Below are 22643 nucleotides of genomic sequence, written 5' to 3' on the forward strand. Positions count from 1 at the left end.
TACTTTGTTATCTACCGTACGAACGGAGACCGATGCTTGTTATAGGTCTCCGTTTTTGTTTTTTTGGATCAAGGCCGCTTCGACGTTTCGATAAGCAGTCTACCGCTTCAACCGGAGACTTGCTTTTCAGTCCGATCCAGTCCGGCAATGGAAACGGAGCAAGAATGAAGGGAACTTCGCTGGATTAATTCCGAGTTTGCAGGTAAGTATAGTTTAAAATAAAAAGGCGGGGATCACAACAATGAACAACAAATGGACGAAACGAGCATTACCGGCCCTCATTTTGACGATGCTGCTTACGGCGTGCGGAGGCGGACCTTCCGGCTCCGGCGCCGATCAGCCCCAAGCGGGTGCGAAGGAAGGGGCGGAAGCGCAGGAAAGCGCCGGGCTAAGCAATATTCAGGACGGTTTGATCAAAGCGTCGGATCTGTCCAAAATTCCGGAAACCGCCAAAAAACGGACGAATACGTTCATTTCCGGGACGCAAACGCCGGAGGGCATATTTAATCCTTACTTTTATCAAAACGGCTGGGACGGCAATGTGACGAACGTGCTTTTTGCCTCGCTGCTGACCAAGGATGAGACGGGCAAGCCGATCCCGGAGCTGGCCGAATCATGGGAAACGTCGGAGGACCAGCTGACGTACACCTTCCGCTTGCGTCCGAGCCTGAAGTTTAGCGACGGCAGCCCGCTGACCGCCGAAGACGTGGCCTTCACGCTGACACTGCTGCATGATCCCGCATACGACGGCCGGGTCGACATTGCGCAAGCGGGCATTAAGGGAGGCAAGGCTTACAAGGAAGGCAAGGCGGACAGCGTGGAAGGCATTAAGGTGATCGATCCGCAGACCGTGCAGGTTACGACGGAGAAGGTATCGACGCTCGCGCTGCCGCTTATCAGCGGAGAAGTGCTGTCCAAGGCTTATTACGGCAAAGATTACAAGCAGGGCAATCTGGACTATATAAAAACGCTGCATGACAAGCCACTCGGAGCAGGGCCTTATCAATTCGACAAGTTTATTAAGGGGCAGGAAGTCCGGTTTACGGCGAATCCGAATTATTATGCGGGCAAACCGGCCGTGGACAACTTTATTTTCAAAATTACGAACAACGACACCAACTTCCAGTACATAAAAGTCGGGGAGACCGACTTCGACCGGTTCACCGCGAACCGCGACAATTTCGAGCAGCTGAAGGCGCTCGGCTTCGTCAATATCAATACGTTTACGGCTACTTCGTACGTATACCTCGACTTTAACAGCGGAGGCAAGCTTCTGAAGGATAAGCGGGTGCGGCAAGCGCTGTATTACGGGCTGGACCGGCAAAAATTCACCGATATTTTGTACCAGGGCTTTGGCGAAGTGGCGAACGTTCCGGTGTCTCCGGCGTCGTGGGCTTATACGAAGGACGTGACGGCGTACCCGTTCGATCCGGAAAAAGCGAAGCGGCTGCTGGACGAAGCCGGCTGGAAGGTAGGCGCCGACGGCATCCGCGAGAAGGACGGGCAAAAGCTGAAGCTGCAATACTTGGGCCGTAAAGGCTACAACATCGACGACGTGCTGATTCCGCTGGCCAAGGAAAATTTGAACGATATCGGCATCGGGGTGGAAGCGGAAATTCTCGACTTCAACGCGCTGCTCGCCAAACGGAAAAAGGGCGACTTCGATATCGCTTCCTTCACGTCGACGAACTTCTCCGATCCGTATGAGGGCGTCAAAGGGTTCCACAGCAAATACAGCGTCAGCGGCTATTCGAACCCTACGGTCGACCGGCTGATTGAGCAGAGCACGGAGACTCTTGATACGAATAAGCGGATTCCGCTGTATCACGAGCTGTACAAAGAGCTGAAGGACGATCCTCCGGTGCTGCTGCTCTCGTATTTGAAAATATTGTCCGCTCATAATGCGCGGGTTCAAGGGATAAATCCCGATCCGGTATCCATCTTGAACCGTTCGATTCCGAAGCTGAAAATTCAGCAGCAATAACAACGGGCATCGGAGATCGGAGCTTTAGTCGGGAAGGAGGCTATCGGAGCCATGCATGTCTATATGGGAAAAAGGCTGCTGCAGCTCATTCCGACGCTGCTGGGCGCCTCGCTCGTCATCTTCTTCATCTTTGCGCTGGCGCCGGGCGATTTCATCGATTCGGACATAACGCTGACTCCGGAGCGGGCGGCCGAGCTGAAGGCGCTCTACGGGCTGGATAAGCCGCTGATGGAACGCTACTTCATCTGGCTGGGCAATGCGCTTAAGGGAGACCTGGGCTACTCGCTGCAATACCAGCAGCCGGTGATGACGGTGCTGAAGGAATATATGCTCAATTCGTTCCTGATTGCAGGCGTGTCGCTGATCCTGACGTGGATCATCGCCGTGATGATCGGCGTTTTCTCGGCAACGCGGCAGTATTCGTGGTACGACTCGCTTATTACGCTCGGCGTATTCGCCGCCATGTCGTTCCCTTCCTTCTTCATCGGTTTGCTGATGATCAAGTGGTTCGCCGTCGATCTCGGCTGGCTGCCGATCGGGGGCATTCTCGATACGGGCAGCCAATCTGCGGGGGCGGCTTACCTGCTCGAAATCGCCCGGCATATGGTGCTGCCGGCCACGGTGCTGACCATGCTCAGCGTCGGCTCGCTGACAAGGCATTTCCGCGCGAATATGATCGACGTCATCAAGCAGGATTTTGTCCGGACGGCGCGGGCCAAAGGCTTGAAGGAGCGGACGGTCGTCTACAAGCATGCGCTTCGCAACGCGCTGCTTCCGGCGATCACGCTGCTCGGGCTGGAGCTGCCGGGGCTGTTCTCCGGGGCGATTATTACGGAGCGGATTTTTACTTGGCCGGGCGTCGGCTACATTCATATGGAAGCTATATCGAACCGCGATTATACGATATTGATGGGATTTACGATGTTTCTGGCGGTGCTGACGGTGATTGGCAATCTGCTCGCCGATTGGCTGTATGCGGCAGCCGATCCGCGTATCCGCTTAAAGTAAGGAGGTATCCGCCATGGCTATGGATTCCGGTGAATTGCTGCAGCCGGAGGCGCTGCGACGCAGGGGGACGCCGGACGGGGCGCGTCCAGCCGCCGCTTCTTCCCCGTGGCAGGCCGCGTACCGGCGGCTGCGCAAAAATAAGCTGGCCTGCGCCGGACTCTTGTTCCTGCTGGCCATGCTGCTGTTCTGCTTCGTCGGTCCGCTGTTCGCCTCCGATACGGCAGGCAGAGTGAGCGTATCGCTGATCAACAAGCCGCCGAGCGGCTCGCACTGGCTGGGAACCGACAATTTGGGCCGAGACGTGCTGACGCGACTTATGCAAGCAGGACGCATTTCGTTATTGGTCGGGCTCGTCTCGATGGTGCTGTCGATCGTGCTGGGCTCGCTGCTCGGGGCGATTGCGGGCTTTTACCGGGGGTTCGCGGATCATCTGATCATGCGGATCGCCGATATTTTGCTCGCTGTGCCGGAAATCCCGATTCTGATCATCATCGGAGCGATTTTATCCGATCTGAAGGTTCCTTCCGAATATCGCATCTATATGGTCATGCTGATGATCAGCTTCATGGCGTGGCCGTCGCTCGCCCGGCTGGTGCGCAGCCAAATATTGTCCTTCCGGGAGCGCCCGTTCATGCTGGCCGCCGAGGCGCTGGGGCTGCGGGACCGCCGCAAGCTTGTCCATCTCTTGCTCAATGCGGTGCCGGTCATTTTGGTCGTGGCGACGCTGAGCGTGGCGAGGGCGATCTTGAGCGAAACGGTATTAAGCTATCTTGGTCTGGGCGTCGTTCCGCCGACGCCGTCATGGGGAAATATGATGGCTGCGGCCAATTCGCTGATCGATTTTCAGACGCGGCCGTGGCTTTGGATTCCTCCGGGTACGGCGATTTTCTTAACGGTCATAGCGATCAACGTGCTGGGCGACGGCTTGCGCGATGCGCTCGACCCAAGGATGAAAAGGTAGGTGAAACGCATGACGAGGAAGACGCTGGCGGAATTTGTCGATCTGCATACTTATTTTCATACGGAAGAGGGCGTCGTCCAATCGGTCAGCGGCGTGAGCTTTCGGATTCGCGAAGGGGAGACGGTGGCGTTGGTCGGCGAATCGGGCTGCGGCAAGAGCGTGACCGCGCTGTCGATGATGGGGCTGATCGAGCAGCCGCCGGGCCGCATACAGGGCGGCCGCATCTTGTTCGAGGGCGAGGATCTGCTGCAAGCGGGGAAAAAGACGGTGCATCGGCTGCGCGGAAAAGAGATCGCGATGATCTTCCAGGAGCCGATGTCCTCGCTCAACCCGGTTCTGACGATCGGCGAGCAGATCGCCGAGCCGCTGATCGAGCATCTGCAGCTGAGCAGGAAGGCCGCCCGGCTCCGGGCGGTCGAGCTCATCGGGCGGGTCGGCATTCCCCGGCCGGAAGCGATCGCGCGTGCTTACCCTCATGAGCTAAGCGGGGGAATGCTGCAGCGGATTATGATCGCCGTCGCGCTCAGCTGCGATCCGAAGCTATTGATCGCCGACGAGCCGACGACGGCGCTGGACGTGACGATCCAGGCGCAAATTCTCGATCTGCTGCGCGAGATCAAGGCGGAGCGCCAAATGTCGATTCTGCTCATTACGCATGATTTGGGCGTCGTAGCGGAAATGGCCGATCATGTGGTCGTCATGTACTGCGGCAAAGTGATCGAGCAGGCGCCGGTGCTCGAATTGTTCCGGCAGCCCAAGCATCCGTATACGCAAGGGCTGCTGAACTCGCGGCCCGTTATCGGTCGCCGGTCGCAGCGGCTGTACTCGATCCCCGGGCAGGTGCCGAGCCTTATCGGACTCGGAGAAGGCTGCCGGTTTGCGGGCCGCTGCCCCCACGCTGCGGACATCTGCCGCACGAAGCAGCCGCCGCTTCAGTACGGCGGCAACCAACATCAGATTGCGTGCTGGCTGTATGAGGAGGAGAGCGAGCTTGTCGGAACCGCTGGTACAGGTTAAACGGTTAAAAAAATATTTCCCGGTGCATCAAGGCATTCTCGGCCGCAAAACCGGTGACGTCAAAGCGGTGGACGGCGTCGATCTCGCGATCCGGCGCGGCGAGACGTTCGGCCTCGTCGGCGAATCCGGCAGCGGCAAGAGCACGATCGGCCGTACGCTGCTGCGGCTGACGGAGAAGACCGAGGGCGAAGTGAAATTCGCCGGCATCAATCTGTTCTCGCTGCCGGCCAAGGAGCTGCGCGGGCTGCGTCCGCGGATGCAGATAGTGTTCCAGGACCCGTACGGCTCCCTGAACCCGCGCATCCGGATCGGGGACGCCATCGGCGAGGCGCTGCTCGACCATGGCATCGCCTCCAAGGCCGAGGCGCGCGAGCTTGTGCTGGAGACGCTGGCCTTATGCGGCCTCTCGTCTTATCATATCGACCGCTATCCGCATGAATTTTCCGGCGGACAGCGGCAGCGGATCGGGATCGCCAGGGCGATCATTCTGAATCCGGAATTTATCGTCGCCGACGAGCCGGTCTCCGCATTGGACGTGTCCATCCAGGCGCAGATCATCAATCTGCTGCAGGATTTGCAGGAGCGGCGGCAGCTGACGTATTTGTTCATCTCGCATGACTTGAGCGTCGTCGAGCATCTGTGCTCTACGATCGGCGTGCTGTATTTGGGCTCGCTCGTCGAGGTAGCGCCGAGGGACGAATTGTTCGGCAGTCCCCTCCATCCATATACGAAAGCTTTGCTTTCGGCCGTGCCGATTCCCGACCCGGCCGCGAAGCGGGAGCGGATCGTGCTGAAGGGCGACATCCCGAGTCCGGCCAATCCTCCAGCGGGCTGCAAATTTCATACGCGATGCCCGGAAGCGACGGCGGTCTGCCGGGAGCGGCCGCCGGTATTCCGCGATTGGGGAGGGGGGCATTACGCCGCCTGCCACCTGATCGGAGAGTAAGGCCGGATGAGAACTTCGGTGAAAAAGCCAGCGAAGCGTTCGCCATTGTTTCCGGATTTCGCCCGTTTTCACGGGCCATTTGAATCTGGAAAAGTGAGGCGTTCGCCTTTGAAATCGGAGCTCTCCACAGAGAAAAGGGAAAATAATCCAAGCGGTCCGATTTCAACAGCGACTGGAAGATCAAATGGGCACCGCAGCGGACTTTTTCACCACCCTTTTATGAGTCTGTCCGATGAACCGCGTAGAAGGTATATATATATGCAAAATGACAGCAGTAATGCAGCGTTAACGGCAAAATAGGCAGTCATTATTCATTCAATATGCACAAAAGTAACTCCGTCGGACAGACTCTTAGAAAGGAGGAGGCGAACGTGAGCGTTGTCAAATTGCCGCAGCCGGTAGGGCTGCGCATTGAAATAGCCAGAGCCGCAGGGCTATCCGATGAAACGATTATCGATCTGATCCGCCGCAAGGATGCGGAGACGCTGCGACGGACGGGGCCGGAGTCGCTCCCGTGGGACATATTGATCGAGCATGGAGCAGAGCGGGGCGAAGAGCTGGAGCGGGCGATCCGCGAAGGATATGCGTTCACCTTTTTGACCGTTCGCGGACTTATCCATTATTTGCTCTACCGTTTCGGCCTCAAGGAGGGGGCGGACTATACGAGGTCTGAAGGCGCATTGGAGGGCGTTCCGTTAACCGGAGCGCAGTTGTCCGGGCTTCGGTCAGCGATTCCTTCCTTTTGGCGAATCAGTGAGCAGCCGCTGGGCGAGGACGGACAGCCGGAGCGGGCCGCTGCCGGGACGTTCCGGATCGAACGGCTTCATTACGAAGCGATTCGTATTGAAGGAGGTGAGGCTGCCGGCGCTTAACGCAGGCCGGGCACGGCATTAAGGTCGGATGCACAAGCTATCCGATGACGGAAAAACGAGCAGAACATTAACTTAAAATATAAGGAGCGTGCATAGTTATGAGTACTTTGAACGAATATTTGCTGCAAAAGCGGGAAGCTTCCATCGCCAGACGCGAAAAAGCGCAAAACGATCCGAATCTGCAGCCGAACCGGTTCGGCGCCAAGGTGAGAGCCAAAGGCCGCAGCGGCGTGCGGGAAATCCGCATCCGCGATTTTCAAATTATCAGCGACAGTCCGGCCGATTTCGCCGGATACGATCTGGGCCCCAGCTCCCCGGAGCTGCAGCTTGGCGTGCTGGGCAGCTGCCTGACGCATATCACCTTGATTCAAGCGGCCGAACGCGGTGTCAAGCTGGAATCTCTGGAGGTCGAAGTGACCGGCCAGCAGCATCCTTTGGCAGGCAGACCGGGCTATGAGGATATTCCGATTTATCCGCATAACATCGAATATAAGCTGACCATCGTATCTCCGGAGCCGCAAGAGACGATCGACCGGCTCCACGAAGCGGTGGAGAAAGCATGCCCTGTGCTTAACCTGCTGGCGAATCCGCAAATTATTACCGGCGAAGTCATTCTGACCGCACCTGAAGCGAAGCAGGCGCAGGAGGCTTAATAGGGGCCGAGACCCGCAATCCGAAAGGCTTGAACTGCCGGAGAAACGCCGGGTCATCCGATAAATAGGTTGAAATCCGGGATAAAGGCGAACGCTCATGCTTAGGCAGGCCGTTTCCGCTTGCCTTGTCTCCTTGCTTCAACGGGCTTCAAAAAAATTTGGCCCGGCTCATTCACTACAGCACGCCGTTCCCGTTCAAGGGGGATATGGCGTGCTTTTTTGCCGTATCGAAACCATCGACTTTGCTCCCGCAGCGCCAAGGCTTAGGACGGCGGAAGTTCGAATCTGCGGCAGTTGCAGCGGTGTGCGAACCGGCAAGCGGAACCCCCTGTGGGCCGCAGGCTGCGCATACATCGTCATGTATCTGGGCGGTTCTCTCTAAACAGGAGGATCGGATGCGCGCGTGTAGAATTCGTTTAAGGAAGAAATTTCCGTTTGGGCTTGCCGTTTTCACATTTACAAAATGGGGGGTTCACTTTGCCGAAAATCGTATATTTGCCCTTGGATGAAAGGCCGTGCAATTACGGCTACCCGCAGCAGTTGGCGGCGATGACCGATCTGAAGCTAGTCGTTCCCGAGCGGCCGCTGCTAGGCTGGAAAAAGAAGCCGGCGGACACGGCCGCCCTAAGTCGGTGGCTGCTCAAGGAAGCGCAGGATGCGGATTATCTTATCGTTTCCGTCGATCTGCTCGTCTACGGAGGAATCGTTCCGTCCCGCCTGCACGGTATGATTGCGGAAGAATGCTTGCGGCGGCTTGCCGTTCTGGGCGAAATCAAGCGAAGCCGTCCGTCCGTTCGCATTCACGCCTTCAATCTTATTATGAGGGTGCCGGATAACGATACGGACGAAGAGGAGCCGGATTATTACCGATTGTACGGGAAAGCGATCTTCCGGTACGGCTATTTGACCGATAAGCGGGAACGCGAAGGCTTGAGCGATGCCGAAGAGCGGGAGCTGGACCATCTGCAACGGCAAATTCCGGACGGCGTAATGCGGGATTTCATCGGGCGGCGGCGGGTTAATCGACAGGTCAACCAACATGTTATTGAATTGGCGGGACAGGGTGTTATCGATCAGCTGATCATACCGCTCGACGATAATGCGCTGTACGGCTTCTCTTCCCGCGAGCAGCAGTAGCTTGTCTGCAAAGTACAGGAGCTGAAGCTGCTGGACCGCGTGCTGGTGTATCCCGGGGCGGACGAAATCGGCTGTACGATGCTGGCGAATATTTTTTGCCGGTGCAAGGGCTATAAGCCGGAAATTTACGTCAGGTATTCCTCGACCCAAGGCCCGCTGATCAAGCCGAAATACGAGGACCGCAGCTTGAATGAGAGCGTCAAAGCGCATTTGACGGCGGCGGGCGCGGTGATGGCGGATAACTCGGCGGAGACGGAGTTGATCCTGATGATCAATTCCCCGGCGGCGGACCAGGGGCAAATGGCCGAGCAAATCCCATATGCGCAGCGGCACCGCTCGTATTTCTCGGAAATTCATTACCGGGAATTTGCCGAAGCGATGCAGGCTTATTTGCGCAAGGGCAAGCGGGTCGCCCTCGGCGATGTCGCCGTCTGCAACGGCGGCGACGCCGTGCTGATGGAATTGTTGAAGCAGCAAGGGCTGCTGGCTTCATTGACGGCCTATGCCGGATGGAATACGTCGGGCAACACGCTAGGCACTGTCATCGCGCATTTGATCATCGCTTCTTATGGCATGAAGCTCGGGGACGGGGCGGAACGAAGCGCCGTGCTGCGGGCAAGCCGTACTTTTTATTATGGCCGGCTTATTGAGGATTTCATCTATCAATCGATCGTTCGGCAGGACATGCTCGTCCACGATTTGCCCCGCCTGAACGCGGGCTATTTCAACATCGGGCATTGCTTGGAGGAAGCGCAGCGGATTGCGGCCGCCAAAATAAGCCGGTGTATGGAGTACTATTTGCCGGATGCGGAAGAAGGCAGGCTGGTGCTGTCGAATATTCATTTCCCATGGGTTCGCATGTTTGAGATCGGCTTCGATTTGACGATAGAGCCGAAGGCGACTTAACCGATATGAGCATTGGCCGGGAAAAGGTGAATATAGGCCATGTCCCGCAGGAGCGATTTTCTCTATAATGAGAGGATGATTACAGTCAGGCCATCGATAAGAGCTGCGCTGCTATGCTTCGGCGCGGCTGCGGCGGCATAGAGAGACAGCTGAGGAGGAAAAAAGGGATGACGGCACACAACGGACAAGCATGCCGGCTGGAAGCGGAGCTGGATTGGAGCGGTTTTTTGTCCCGGCACGACATGACCTGGACGACGCGCCCGATGTCATGGAATGAAGGCGCTTTTATCGGCAACGGCTTGATGGGCGCAATGATGTTCGGGGAGGAGCACCGGGAGAAGAGGAATGTGCTGCGGTTCGTGCTCGGCCGCACGGATATTACGGCGAAGCGGCCGAGCGGCTACAGCCCGCGGGTTCCGATCGGCGAGATCGACCTGGAATGCGCCGGTTGGATTTATCAGCCGACCGAGATTAAGGTGGACCTATGGAACGCCGAGATCAAGGCGAGGGTGGTGACGACCAAAGGAGAAATCGGGCTGCGCGCATTTGTTCACAGCGAGAAGGCGGTGCTGGTCATTGAGCTCGAGCCTTCCGAGGGAGAGCGCGAGGCCAAGCTGCAATGGTACGCCGAGCCGGAAGTGTCGCCGGTTCTGAAGAACGCCGACGGTTTTAATCTCAATCAATATATTCCGGAAATTAGGGTTACCAAATATACGAAGCAGGAGGTCAACGTCGGCGTTCAAACGTATCCGCTCGGAGACGGCTGCACGACGGCTTGGCAGGAGCGCGAGACGTCCCCCGGGCGCCGTATTTGCTATTTGACGGTGCAGCGCGGAGCGGACGAGGCGGTCGGGGATGCCGCAGCCGCTCTGGTGCGAGAGACGGCGGAGGCCAGTCTGGAGCAAGAGGTGGAAGCGCACCGCAGCTGGTGGCACGCGTATTATCCGCAAAGCTTTGTTTCGCTGCCGGATACCCGCCTGGAAGGATTTTACTGGATACAGATGTACAAGCTGGCTTCGGCAACCCGCCGGGAGCACCTGATCATTGACAATCAAGGGCCGTGGATGACTCCGACGCCTTGGCCCGGCGTATGGTTTAACATGAATGTGCAGATGAGCTATTCTCCGGTCTACACCTCGAATCGGCTGGAGCTGGGGGAATCGCTGATCCGCGGTCTGGACGAAAACTTCGCTAATTTGATCGACAATGTGCCGGAAGAGTACAGAAGCGATTCGGCGGGGCTTGGCCGAAGCTGCAGCTACGATCTTAGCAGCAAGGTAAGCGACGAAACCGGCAATTTGCTCTGGATTTGCCATAACTATTGGCGGCAGTACCGCCATTCGATGGACGAGACGATGCTGCGCGAAGGTCTGCTGCCGCTGCTCAAACGGGCGGTGCAATATTTTGTGCATATTCTGGAGGAAGGCGAGGACGGCAAGCTGCATTTGCGGCCGACGGTTTCGCCGGAGTACGGCTCCTTCCTGAAAATGACCGTGCCCGATTGCCATTACGATCTGGCGCTGATCCGCTGGGGCTGCGAGACGCTGCTGGCCATCGACGAGCGGCTGCAGCTCGTCGATCCGCTCGCCGAACGCTGGAGGTACGTTCTGGAGCATTTGACGCCGTTTCCGATGGATGAGAACGGCTTGATGCTCGGCAAGGACGCGCCTATCGAATTCGGGCATCGCCATTTCAGCCATTTGCTGGCGGTATTCCCGCTGCACTTGATGACCGGAGATGATCCTGAGGAGCGCGATCTGATCCGCCGTTCGCTGCGGTACTGGACCGGTATGGAAGGGGATATGCGCGGCTTTACGTTTACCGGGGCGGCTTCGATTGCCGCGGCGATCGGGGAAGGCAGCGAAGCGCTGCAATATATTCGCGCCTTCATGCACTTGATCAAGCCGAATACGATGTACAGAGAAGCCGGACCGGTGATGGAATCGCCGCTCGCTTGCGCCGAGTCGATTCATGATCTACTGCTGCAAAGCTGGGGCGATACGATTCGCGTCTTTCCGGCCGTGCCGGACGAGTGGCAGGATGTGAGCTTCCACAACCTGCGAGCGGAAGGCGCGTTTCTGCTCAGCGCGAAGCGGGAAGGCGGACGCACCGCCTTCATCCGCGTGAAGAGCCTGGCGGGCGAGCCTTGCCGGCTAAAGACAGGTTGGAGCGAAGCGGAGGAGCGGACGATTCGCGCGATCTCGGCGGGAGAGGGCAAGGACATCCCGCTGCGCGCGGTGGGGGACGGCATCATCGAGCTGCAGCTGCGGCAGGGCGAGGAGGCGCTGTTGTATGCGGGCGAGCCCCCTGCCGAATTCCGCATCGCCCCCGTTGAGGCGGAGCGCAGTTTGTGCAACTACTTCGGCGCCAATAAGCCGTGGCGCTTGTACGGCATTCCGTTTTCATCGTAGATAACTCGCCGGCGAACCGCCATTGACGCGCCCTGATTCAGGTGCGGGATGGCGGTTTTTGGCATAGATGGCGGGCAGCGGGTTAAGTTGAACCGGCTGCTGTCCGTTCGCGGCTGTTGCGGCCCGGTTCGTCACGATGGTTCAGCCAGCGGATTCGGCCAAGCCGGAAACAAAACAAAACCGAAACAAAACAACCCGCGACAAAACAACCCCGTCATGCGGGGACCGTAGTTTTGCAGCGGATTCAGATACGCTATAGGGGAGAGTCGGAATGATAATAGGCTGTAATAACAAAAAAAACGCCTGTCGGCGTCGAAGCTGCTGTTCATTATGTTGATTTCAAAAATGTAAAATGATACAATGAGAAACGGTTGCTATCTTTCAGATGAGCAAAGATAGACCATCATAATAATTCCTTTAAATCAAGTATAGCATCTTGTGACCGCAGTTGTCAACTACCGTTTGTATACCAATCGAAGAGAGGCGATTTGACTTTGAGTATCACGGATCAAGATTGGCGCGAGGAGCAGCAGCGAGCCGACATGGTTATCGGCAAAATAGGCAGACGCATTGAACAGCTGGAGCGGGAAGTCGGGATTGTACGATCGGATGTCGTGGATATCCGCAAAAATTTTTGGGATGACGTTACGGTTAACTTAAGCAATATGGAAGATTTGACGGAGACTTACTTCAGCTTGAAGCAGCAGGTCGAAATCCTTGACGAACGAGAGCGGCGTCACCGGAACGCTTCCGTGGCGCTCGGCAAGCTGACCCGGCTGGTGCGGTCGCCTTATTTCGGACGGATCGATTTCACGGAGGAGGGAGCAAAGAGCGGCGAAAGCATCTATCTTGGCATCGCTTCGTTTAACGATGACGATGAGAATACGTTCCTCGTGTACGACTGGCGGGCTCCGGTATCCAGCCTGTACTATGATTATCCGCCGGGTCCGGCTTCCTATGAGACGCCGGGAGGCGATGTCGCCGGCACGATGTCGCTGAAGCGGCAGTATGTGATTCGCGACGGAAGCATCGCTCTTATGTTCGATACCGGCGTTACGATCGGCGACGAGCTGCTGAAGCAGGTGCTGAGCCGCAGCTCCGACGCGCAGATGAAGAGTATTGTCGCGACGATCCAGAAGGAGCAGAACCGGATCATCCGCAATGATCGCAGCCGGATGCTGATCGTGCAAGGGGCCGCAGGCAGCGGCAAAACGTCGGCCGCGCTGCAGCGGGTCGCCTATTTGCTCTATAAGCACCGGGAGACGCTGTCGGCCGATCAGATGGTGCTGTTTTCGCCGAACCCGATGTTCAACAGCTATGTGTCCACCGTGCTGCCCGAGCTCGGCGAGGAAAATATGCAGCAGACGACGTTCCAGCAGTACCTGGAGCATCGCCTCGGCAAACAATATGAGCTTGAGGACCCGTTCGCGCAGCTGGAATACGTGCTCTCGGCAGCCGATGAGCCCGGATACGAGGCGAGAATCGAAGGCATTCGCTACAAATCGTCGGCAGACTATTTGCATGCGATTACGGCATATAAGGATGTGCTGGAACGGGAGGGCATGATCTTTGGGTCTGTCCGGTTCCAGGGAAGAAGCGTCGTATCGGCGGAGCAGATTCGAGAAAAGTTCTACTCCTTCGACTCGTCCATCCGGCTGCCGAACCGTTTGATCCTGCTGCGGGACTGGCTGCTGCAGCAGCTGCGGCAGTTCGAGAAGGCGGAGCGGGAGCGGGATTGGGTGGAAGAGCGCATTAACTTGCTCGAACCGGAGGATTATCAGCGCGCCTATTCCCAGATGCGCCGCAAGCAGCAGGGGCGGACCGAGACGTTCGACGATTATGAAGTCGAGAAGGATTTGCTCGCCCGCATGGTCGTGGCGGAGGAGATGAAGCCGGTCCGCCGCAAAATCAAGCGGCTGCGCTTCGTTCACGTGCTCGCCATCTATCGTCAGCTGTTCGAGAATGAAGCGCTGTTCTCCCAGACTGCGGGCGCATCCGGCGTGCCGGAGCATTGGCAGGACATCTGCCGTCAAACGGTCGGCAAGCTGAGCGGCAAGGAGATTCCCTATGAAGACGCTACGCCGCTGCTATATTTGAACGAGCTGATGCTGGGCTTCCAGACGAACAATTCGGTTCGCCACGTGATCGTCGACGAGGCGCAGGATTATTCGCCGTTTCAGCTGGAATTTCTGAAGCGGCTGTTTCCCCGCAGCCGGATGACGGCGCTCGGCGATATGAACCAGGCGATCTACGCGCACGCTTCGGCTCTCGGCGAGCTCGATCCGATCGCGGCGCTGTACGGCCCCGAGCAGACGGAGCTGATCCGCTTGACCCGCAGCTATCGCTCGACCCGCGAGATCGTCGAGTTCTCCCGCGGGATGGTGCCGGGAGGCGAAGAGATCGTGCCGTTCAACCGCGGCGGCGACAAGCCGCAGGTGACGACGGCGGCGGACCGCTCGGAGCTGCACGACAACATCGTCGCCGATATGGAGGCGCTGCGCGCGGACGGCTACGAGTCGGTCGCGATCATCTGCAAGACGGCGGGAGCAAGCGCCGCGGCGTACGAAGCGCTGCGGGAGCGGCTGCCGCTGCAGCTGGTGACGAAGAATACGCCGGAATTCGTGAAGGGGATGCTCGTGCTCCCGGCATATTTGGCCAAAGGCGTCGAGTTCGACGCCGTCATCATCTATGACGGCTCGCAGGAGCAGTACCATCGCGAAAGCGAGCGCAAGCTGTTCTATACCGCCTGCACACGGGCGATGCATCTGCTGCATATTTATGCGCTCGGCGAACCGAGCCCGTTCGTTACGTCGCAGCCCGCGGACACGTTCGCGTTGGAGACGGTTCGGGCGTAGGAAGCCGCGTGAAACGAGCCGTTTTATTTTGCTCATAAACATGTTAGAATAAATGACAGAAGAGAAAGCGGCGTTCCCTCGGAACGTCGTTTTTCGATATAGAAACCTGATAGAACGATCGGGTTCGGCGAACTGGAGATGAGAACAACGATGGATTTGCGAAAGCTTAGATTGAACGATACGACCCATACCAAGTCCAGCGAGGAGCGGGATGAATACGAGAAAGATTACGCGCGGCTCATTCAATCGCCCGCCTTCCGCAGGCTGCAGGGGAAATCGCAGGTGTTCGGGGCGGGGTCCGGCGACTATTACCGCACCCGGCTGACGCATTCCCTGGAAGTGTCGCAAATTGCCCGGGAGGTAGCCAGACGGATCGGCAAGCTGTATCCGTTTCTGAGCCGGAAGGAGCATCCGGGACTCGTTCTGGACCCAGCCGTAGTGGAATGCGCTTCGCTCGCCCATGATTTGGGACACCCTCCGTTCGGGCATAAAGGGGAGGATGTGCTGAACCGGCTGCTGTCCGTCGTTCACGGACTGTCTTATGAGGGAAACGCGCAAAATTTCCGCATCTTGATGTTTTTGGAGAAACGGGCCGGCAGCGGCAGCGGACTGGATCTGACGACGGCGGTGCTGCTCGCGATTAACAAATATCCGTTTAATCTGGATGAACCGGACCGTCTTAAAGGCGTCTACGGAATGGAGTGGCAGGACATCGCCGCGCTGCGCTATAAGTGGGGGATGCCGGAAGGCTGCTCGACGCTGGAAGCGCAGCTGATGGATCTATGCGATGACATCGCTTATTCGACCCATGATATCGAGGACGGCATTCGCGCGGGCAAAATTCAAATGAACCGCACGTTTTTCGAGGACGAGAGGCTCGTCGAGAATGTCATTCAGGAAATTGTCGATGATCACGGTAACGGGGATATGGGCTGGGATCAGGTCGATATGAAGGCGATGGTCAAGGAAGTGCTGTTCTCCTTCCTGGAGCAGTGGGAGACGATCTATGCCGAATGCGGCAACGAGGCGTCCCGCACGCGCAGGGAAATTAAGGCGCGCTGGGTCAGCGCGTTCGCTCATCAGGTCGGCATTATCGACGATGCCAAGAAAGGCTGGAAGCGGGTCACCTTTGTCCGAGACGGACAGGAGGACGTGCAGCTGCTGCGCACGATGGAAGTATTGAAGAAGCTCGCTTGGGTGACGCTGATCAAGGATTTTCGGGTGCAGCGGCTGCAGAAGCGCAGCGAGATTATGATCCAGAGGCTGTGGACCAGCTTCATCGAATATGAAACCGGCCGACTGATCATTCCGCCGGACTGGATCGAGAACTACGATCAGCATAAGAGCCGTTGGTCATGGCCGCGGTTTGTCGCCGATTATATATCCGGGATGACCGACGCCTATGCGGAAAAAGTTTATGCGGAAATGTTCGCAAGCAAGTCCGGCTCGATCTATGAGATGGATTAGCGGCGGGCATACTAAGCCTGCAGCATGTTTTTGGGTCAACGGACCCGAAGGCTGCGGGCTTTTTTTGCATTTCAGAATGACAAATTCATGCAAGCGAGACGGCGTAACGGATGCAAAAGGAGGTGTGGCAGCGATGACATCGGAATTTGACAGCCGGCAGGAGCGTGAGCAAGGGCGCGAGCGGCGGCAGGAGCATGAACCCAGCATAGCGCCCGGCATGAACACGCATGATCCGCTGGAAGAAAAGGCCACGGAGGAAGAAATCGGCCGGGGAGAATCGACCGAGGTAACCCGGCTGTTTCTGGACCGGACCCCGGAGGAGTAAGCGCGGCGCGAACAAAACGGACAGAAGCTGCCTGGCTGGAAGCGGGGGCGTCTGTCCGTTTTTATGTTATACTATAGGAAATAAATGGAACATAGGAGGCGGTGAGGATGTATCTTCAAACCGTTACGCTGATGCGGGAGCGCCTGCCCGATACGGAGCGGGAGCAGTACCCGTTCTCGATTCCGAGCATTCGTACGCTGAATCGGCTTTCGTTCGAAAGTCCGGTAACCTTCTTCGTAGGGGAGAACGGCTCGGGCAAGTCGACGCTGCTGGAGGCGATCGCCTATCAAGCGGGCTTCAACACGGCGGGCGGAGGGGTCAACAACCGGCATGAGGCGGAGGCTTCCGGATCGGTGCTCGGACCGTATCTTAGGTTATCGTGGATGCCCAAAGTGTCGAACGGCTTTTTTCTGCGGGCCGAGTCGTTCTATCAGTTCGCCTCGCATTTGGACGAGCTGTCCAAAGACCCGCTGGAGGGCTACAAGGCTTACCGCGCCTACGGGAACCGCTCCTTGCATGAGCAGTCGCACGGCGAATCGTTCTTCGCGCTGTTTCAGCACCGCTTCGGCAAGAGGGGCGTCTACTTGCTCGACGAACCGGAGGCGGCCCTGTCTTCCGCGCGCCAGCTTGCCTTTCTCCGGCGACTTCATGAGCTCGCCCCGTATTCCCAGTTCATCATCGCCACTCATTCGCCGATCCTGATGGGCTACCCGGACGCGCAAATTTACGAATTCGACAGCTCGCCGATCCGTCCGGTGCGGTATGAGGATACGCCGCATTACGAAATTACCAAAGGCTTCTTAAACCATCGCGAGCAGTATTTGCACCGGCTGTTCGAGGACTGACTTATGGCGACAACCGGTCAGAATGCGAGACGGACGGACCGATCGGCAAGGGAAGCCTCCTCCCCGGCAATCCGCTTATCCATCCCCTCGCTGCTGCAAGTTCAGGAAGCCGCCGCCGTCTGCGGCTTGCGATTAAGTTTGGAGCGCATGCGCCGAACAAGCGGTTTTTCGACAAGCAGGTAGATGAGGCAGCATAAGCCGAGCGACAGCGCGAAGCATATCGCCGTCGTGCCGAAGGCTCCGATCTCCGCGGGCAGGTGTGCGGATTTGGCCAGCTTGAGCGTAATCGACAGGCAGGCGAGGCTGGTCAGCAAAATGGAGTAAGAAGCGTCCCCCAGAAATTGCAGCGGCTTCAGCGCGCGCGGCATGCCGATCTTCATGGAGCCTACGCCGGCGAGAACGAGCCCCGATCCTATCGTATACAGCGTATTGACGTACGGCAAAGCTGGGAAGGCCGAGCGGAGCAGCCAAATCGCAGGAAACATCAGCGCCCCTGCAATGAGCCAGCACCCGCTTTGGCGGATCAAGCCGCGGCCGATGCCGTATGCGATGCCTGCTCCCAGCACAAATTCCAAATTCAGCGGATCGAACAGCAGATGGACCCACGGATTTTCCTTCAAATGAATCCACCCGGCGGTGTTCATGCCGATGATTGCCATCCATAAGCCGAAACCGGCAAGGGCCGCTTTTTGTTCCATGACGAACAAGAGAGAGAACGCCGCGTAGAACAGAACGATATAAATCAGCGACCAGGCGACCCCCAGAATCGGCGGGTTATCCCCCGGTATAAGCAGCAGAGAACGGAAAATTTCCGCCGGTTTGGTCTCGAAGCCGAGCCCGAAGGAAGGCATGAGGAAGTAGACCGGAATGACGGCGGCATTGACCAGCCAATATAGCGGATAAATTCTCATCAATCGTTTGGTCATAAAAGGAAGCCACATTTTCGCGTTGCCGAAGTGATTGTGATATAAGGTATACATAAGAAACCCGGTCAGCACGAAAAAATAGGCGTAACCGCCTGAACGCCCCATATCGCTGATGCCGAGGAAATTGATTTGAAAATATTTTTCTCCCATTTGCGCGGTATGAAACAGCATGACCAGCATGACGGCCACGCCTCTCGCCGCCTGAATGAGCGGGATCGTCACTCGCTTCTCCATTGGTTAGGCTCCTTGTTCCTAGACTAAATGTCTTCTCATGATCCCATAGAAACATGTCGTAAGTATGACCTTAATCTGAAAATCAGCTGAGACGAGCCTTAAAATTAGCTTAACGGGCAAGAAAGGCGCATACGCTGGTAAAGGAAGAGAAGCTTAAGAACGCTTGGAGGGAAGCAATCATGACGAAAGAGGAAGTGCTGCAGCAGCTTCAGCAGCTGCCGGAGCAGCTCAAGGAAGCGGAGGCGGATTATTATGCCGCCTTAAGCCGCCTGGAGGACGCCAAGCTGGCTCTGCGCGCCAAAGAATGCGAGCTGTTCAGCCAAGGGCTCATCTCGGGCAGAAACGAGCAGGCCCGCGATGCGGAAATATGGCAGCATACCCATGAGCTGCAAAGGACGCTGACGAGAGCTAAAGTGGCGGTGGATCAATATCGGGTAGATTACGACTATTTGAAAAACAAGCTGGATAATGCTCAGCTTATGGCGCAGCTGCTGCTCCAGCTCGATTGACAGGAAGAAGACCCGAAGGCCGGGAGGAAGCGGGCTGTATGAGCGCCGCTTTCTTGTGCCTGAGGGTCTTCTGTCATGTAGTTTGCATTAGAAGCAGGTGAATTGGCTGATTCGGTTCAGGTCGAGTCCGAAATACAGCCAGAAGCCTGCGGAGCCGACGCCGAACCAGCGAAAGCCCGCAATCGAGCGGCGCCCGACATGAGTCAAGAACATCCAGTACTGGTCCCCGTTCGTTTGCCAAATATAGACGTTGCGGAACATGCAGCGGCGAATGCTGCCCGGGTCTACTGCAAATGCCGTTGCGGCAGGCATGGGCGGCACGAAGCTGGGCGGCGGCGACTGAGGCGCGCCGATCTGTCCCGGCCCCCCGCCGCCCGGAGGCGGCGGAGGCGGAAATCCGCCCGGGCCTCCGGGGAAGCCTCCTCCCGGTCCGGGAACAAAGCTTCTTGGTTGGTGCTGCTGAGAGCGTTGCGGTTGATATGGGTACATGACGGAACATCTCCTTTTATCGAATGGCTGAGCGTGTGCCTATCTAAGATTCAATATATGTAGCAGCTGCCTAGCAGGTATGGGCTTCAGCCTGGTCGATAAGAAAAACGTCCATCCATGGCCTTGTTGCTCGCTTTAAAGGCGAGTGCTAGCGCTTCTACAGTGCAGTACACTCGCAACGGACACAGCGGCCGTTATATCAACCGTATCGGCCATTTTGGATTTCTAACGGACACGGCTGCAGCTATTTATTGCCAAATACGCTTTAGAAAGCAATTCGGAGCTATGTAACTGCCGTCATGACCGTTACGTTTAAAAAGCGTCTGTTTGCGACGAATTTAGCTCCCTGACGTCCGTTAGCTTTAGAAACGGTTCGATGCCCTTCAGTTCCGGGGGCTACACCTCCTGTACTGTAGCGCTCTTCCAGGCCGTTCGAGCGCTTACCCGTTCTGCTTGGGGGAGCAGTGTTTGAAGGCGCTATTTTCGCGATAAGAAACCCGGCCTGCAGTCAAGCCAACGCCTAAACGGATGCGTTAGAGCATTAACACGACTTTAAAAAGAACCGGCAAAAAACGAGCATCCTGCGGACGATAGAGGTTTCCGCTCGCTGTTGCAGCCGGATTTCTTTCATTTTGAGCCCCTCAAGCAGGGGGAATCCGTATACAAAGATGACCGCTTACTGCTGCTCCAACTCGCAACCCGCCCTCTGGCCACTTTTTCACCACGCTTTTAAAGCGGCCATGACTCGCTCCACCGCTTCGTCGGCCGTCAGCTCTGCTGAGCTGTCTCCATCTCTTTCTTTGTATTCTACAAGTCCAGCCGCCGCTCCCTTGCCGATCACGATTCGAATCGGAATGCCGATCAAATCGGCATCCTTGAATTTGACTCCCGCCCGTTCCTCGCGGTCGTCCAAAAGAACTTCAACGCCGATCAGGCCGAGCCGTTCGTACAAGCTTTCGGCGAGCTTCATCTGCTCGCGGTCCTGCGCGGCAACCGGCACAAGATGGACGTGAAACGGAGCGACGGCGGCCGGCCAGCGAATGCCCCGCTCGTCATGATGCTGCTCGACGATGGCGGCCAACAGTCTGGATACGCCGATGCCGTAACAGCCCATGATGACAGGCGACGGCTTGCCCGACGCGTCGGGGAGCCGGAGTCCGAGCTTGTCGCTGTATTTGGTTCCCAGCTTGAAGACGTGGCCGATTTCAATGCCGCGGGAGAAGGCAAGCTCGCCTCCGCAGCGCGGACAGCGGTCTTGTTCCTGGACGTTGCGGAAATCGCCCGTATGATTGAGCGGGAAGTCTCTTCCCGGCACGACAAAGCGCAGATGCCGCTCGGCCTTGTTCGCTCCGGCGATAGCGGAGGCGATCCGGGCGGCGTCGCGGTCTACGAGCAGCTTGACGGACAAGCCGACCGGCCCGATGGAGCCGGCAGGTCCGCCCCCGGCCCGCGCGATGACGTCGTCGTCGGCCAGGCTGACGGCTTCGGCCTGCAAATACTGCTTCAGCTTCACTTCGTTAACTTCATGATCGCCGCGGACGGCCACGGCGACGGGAACCCCGTCGGCGACATAGACGAGCGTTTTGATCAGCTCTTCCGGCTTCACGTTCAGCGCGCCGACGAGCTGATCTATCGTATGCAAGCCGGGCGTCGGGAAGCTTTCGCAAGCAGGTACGGCAGAGGAAGCGGCCGTCTCCGCACCCGCAATCGGCTGAGCTTCGGCCTTCTCCAGATTGGCGGCATAGCTGCAGCTTAGGCAGCTGACGACGGTATCTTCGCCGATGGCCGCCAGCGCCATAAATTCGTGGGTCTCTCCCTCGCCGCCGATAGCTCCGGCGTCCGCTTCCACCGCTTTGAACCGCAGGCCGCAGCGGGCGAATATGCGATGATACGCTTCATACATCGCCCGGTAAGAACGGTCCAGGCTCCCCAAGTCCATGTCGAAGGAATAGGCGTCCTTCATTAGAAATTCCCGCCCTCGCATCAGACCGAAGCGGGGGCGGCGTTCGTCGCGGAATTTGGTTTGCAGCTGATAGAGCGTCATCGGCAGATCGCGGTAGGAGCTTATCGAATCGCGCATGAGCGCAGTGACGACCTCCTCATGAGTAGGACCCAGGACGAATTCGCGGTCGTGCCGGTCGCGCAGCCGGACCAGCTCGGGACCGTAGAGCGAGTGACGGCCCGACTGCTGCCACAGCTCGGCGGGCTGCAGGGCCGGCAGCAGCAGTTCCTGCGCGCCGCAGCGGTCCATCTCTTCGCGGATGATCGTCTCCAGTTTGCGGAGCGCTTTTCTCCCCAGCGGCAAATAAGAATATACCCCGGCGGCAAGAGGCCGAATGAATCCGCCCCGAATCATCAGCTTGTGGCTTGCGGCCTCCGCCTCCGACGGAATTTCCCGTAAGGTCGGGATTAAAGCATGGCGCTGTCTCATGGAATCAGCCTCCTTAGAATGGTTAGTTATAAACAAAAAGACGCATTCGTTAGGGACGAATGCGTCGCGGTACCACCCTTATGTTCGCAGCGAATAAGACGCGGCGCTCTCAAGAAGATAACGGCTTCACCGGCAGGCGGATACTGAACAGTTCACCGCTGCAGCTGCAAGGCGGGAAGGCGTCCGCGGTCGGGGAGGCTCGCAGCCGGTGACTCCCTCTCTGCAGCAACCGGAATGGACGTCTTATATCCTTGGTCATCGCTTGTTTTGAAGTTATACACTAAAGTTAGTATTAATTTACATGAATTCGAACGTCAAAGCAAGCGGGAACATGGCCGTGAACGCTATTTTCGGCTGTTTTTTTAGAAGCCCGGTCAAAAAAGAGCGGAGGGGCCGTTTGAAGCTGGAACAGCGTAAGCGTTCGCCTTTGTAGACGGATTTTCACCGCTGTAGCGGTTCAAAATGAAAAAGATCCGGCTATAAGAGCGAGTGGAAGCTTCTATCGACCGAAGGCTGCTTGTTTTTTTACCGCGCTCTTAGGAGTCTGTCCGACGGAGTTACTTTTGTAGGTCCCTTCGGAGTAAGACTCGGTTTTCAAATGATTTTTCATCACGATTTGAGTATAATCACTGTGTCTTTCTTTGCCTTTGTGGGAGTTACGCCGCTT

General features: G+C 57.3%; 16 protein-coding genes and 1 pseudogene. 14 read left to right on the plus strand and 3 right to left on the minus strand.

All coding sequences use genetic code 11. The features are described from left to right. Positions 1 to 241: 241 nt before the first annotated feature. From N0M98_RS28905 to N0M98_RS28965, 13 genes and pseudogenes are all read left to right on the plus strand, one after another. The gene (locus tag N0M98_RS28905; RefSeq protein WP_259619927.1) at positions 242 to 1984 is read left to right on the plus strand and encodes an ABC transporter substrate-binding protein; all 1743 of its coding nucleotides are present in this window, start codon (positions 242 to 244) and stop codon (positions 1982 to 1984) included. 51 nt (positions 1985 to 2035) lie between these two features. Continuing rightward, positions 2036 to 2992, plus strand: a complete 957-nt coding sequence (locus N0M98_RS28910) for an ABC transporter permease (RefSeq protein WP_249865770.1) — start codon at positions 2036 to 2038, stop codon at positions 2990 to 2992. A gap of 13 nt (positions 2993 to 3005) precedes the next feature. Then, a complete protein-coding gene (opp4C, locus tag N0M98_RS28915) occupies positions 3006 to 3953 on the plus strand; it encodes an oligopeptide ABC transporter permease (protein ID WP_259619928.1) in 948 nt (315 codons plus the stop codon). Between the two features lie 9 nt (positions 3954 to 3962). Further along, positions 3963 to 4970, plus strand: a complete 1008-nt coding sequence (locus tag N0M98_RS28920) for an ABC transporter ATP-binding protein (protein ID WP_259619939.1) — start codon at positions 3963 to 3965, stop codon at positions 4968 to 4970. Continuing rightward, entirely contained in the window at positions 4945 to 5916 is a 972-nt protein-coding gene (locus N0M98_RS28925; RefSeq protein ID WP_310944675.1) for an ABC transporter ATP-binding protein, read from the plus strand. The genes N0M98_RS28920 and N0M98_RS28925 overlap by 26 nt, the downstream gene beginning before the upstream one ends. 371 nt (positions 5917 to 6287) lie before the next feature. Beyond that, positions 6288 to 6788, plus strand: a complete 501-nt coding sequence (locus N0M98_RS28930; protein WP_259619930.1) for a hypothetical protein — start codon at positions 6288 to 6290, stop codon at positions 6786 to 6788. A 98-nt stretch (positions 6789 to 6886) separates the two neighbouring features. Then, positions 6887 to 7441: an OsmC family protein gene (locus N0M98_RS28935; RefSeq protein ID WP_259619931.1), complete on the plus strand. Its 555-nt coding sequence runs from the start codon at positions 6887 to 6889 to the stop codon at positions 7439 to 7441. 495 nt (positions 7442 to 7936) lie between these two features. Beyond that, positions 7937 to 9484 (plus strand): annotated as a pseudogene (locus tag N0M98_RS28940) (DUF4127 family protein). A gap of 167 nt (positions 9485 to 9651) precedes the next feature. Then, positions 9652 to 11895 carry a glycosyl hydrolase family 95 catalytic domain-containing protein gene (locus N0M98_RS28945; protein ID WP_259619932.1) on the plus strand — a complete coding sequence of 748 codons (2244 nt, stop codon included), beginning with the start codon at positions 9652 to 9654 and terminating at the stop codon, positions 11893 to 11895. A gap of 488 nt (positions 11896 to 12383) precedes the next feature. After that, positions 12384 to 14750 carry an RNA polymerase recycling motor HelD gene (gene helD, locus N0M98_RS28950; RefSeq protein WP_375295561.1) on the plus strand — a complete coding sequence of 789 codons (2367 nt, stop codon included), beginning with the start codon at positions 12384 to 12386 and terminating at the stop codon, positions 14748 to 14750. Between the two features lie 150 nt (positions 14751 to 14900). Next, positions 14901 to 16217, plus strand: coding sequence for a deoxyguanosinetriphosphate triphosphohydrolase family protein (locus N0M98_RS28955; RefSeq protein WP_259619933.1), 1317 nt, complete (start codon positions 14901 to 14903; stop codon positions 16215 to 16217). Positions 16218 to 16350: 133 nt separating this feature from the next. Further along, on the plus strand, positions 16351 to 16542 hold the full coding sequence (locus N0M98_RS28960) for a hypothetical protein (protein ID WP_259619934.1): 192 nt from the start codon (positions 16351 to 16353) through the stop codon (positions 16540 to 16542). Positions 16543 to 16649: 107 nt separating this feature from the next. Continuing rightward, positions 16650 to 17387, plus strand: coding sequence for an AAA family ATPase (locus tag N0M98_RS28965; protein WP_259619935.1), 738 nt, complete (start codon positions 16650 to 16652; stop codon positions 17385 to 17387). Between the two features lie 101 nt (positions 17388 to 17488). Here N0M98_RS28965 and N0M98_RS28970 read toward each other — a convergent pair whose 3' ends face one another. After that, positions 17489 to 18547: an acyltransferase family protein gene (locus N0M98_RS28970; protein WP_259619936.1), complete on the minus strand. Its 1059-nt coding sequence runs from the start codon at positions 18545 to 18547 to the stop codon at positions 17489 to 17491. A gap of 179 nt (positions 18548 to 18726) precedes the next feature. Between N0M98_RS28970 and N0M98_RS28975 the strand changes: the two genes are divergently transcribed. Beyond that, positions 18727 to 19056, plus strand: coding sequence for a hypothetical protein (locus tag N0M98_RS28975; RefSeq protein ID WP_249865759.1), 330 nt, complete (start codon positions 18727 to 18729; stop codon positions 19054 to 19056). Positions 19057 to 19143: 87 nt separating this feature from the next. Here N0M98_RS28975 and N0M98_RS28980 read toward each other — a convergent pair whose 3' ends face one another. Further along, positions 19144 to 19545, minus strand: coding sequence for a collagen-like protein (locus N0M98_RS28980; protein ID WP_259619937.1), 402 nt, complete (start codon positions 19543 to 19545; stop codon positions 19144 to 19146). Positions 19546 to 20263: 718 nt separating this feature from the next. Further along, positions 20264 to 21976: a proline--tRNA ligase gene (locus N0M98_RS28985; RefSeq protein ID WP_259619938.1), complete on the minus strand. Its 1713-nt coding sequence runs from the start codon at positions 21974 to 21976 to the stop codon at positions 20264 to 20266. Positions 21977 to 22643: the final 667 nt, after the last annotated feature.

Source organism: Paenibacillus doosanensis, assembly GCF_025060755.1.
GTDB classification, from domain to species: Bacteria; Bacillota; Bacilli; order Paenibacillales; family NBRC-103111; genus Paenibacillus_S; species Paenibacillus_S doosanensis.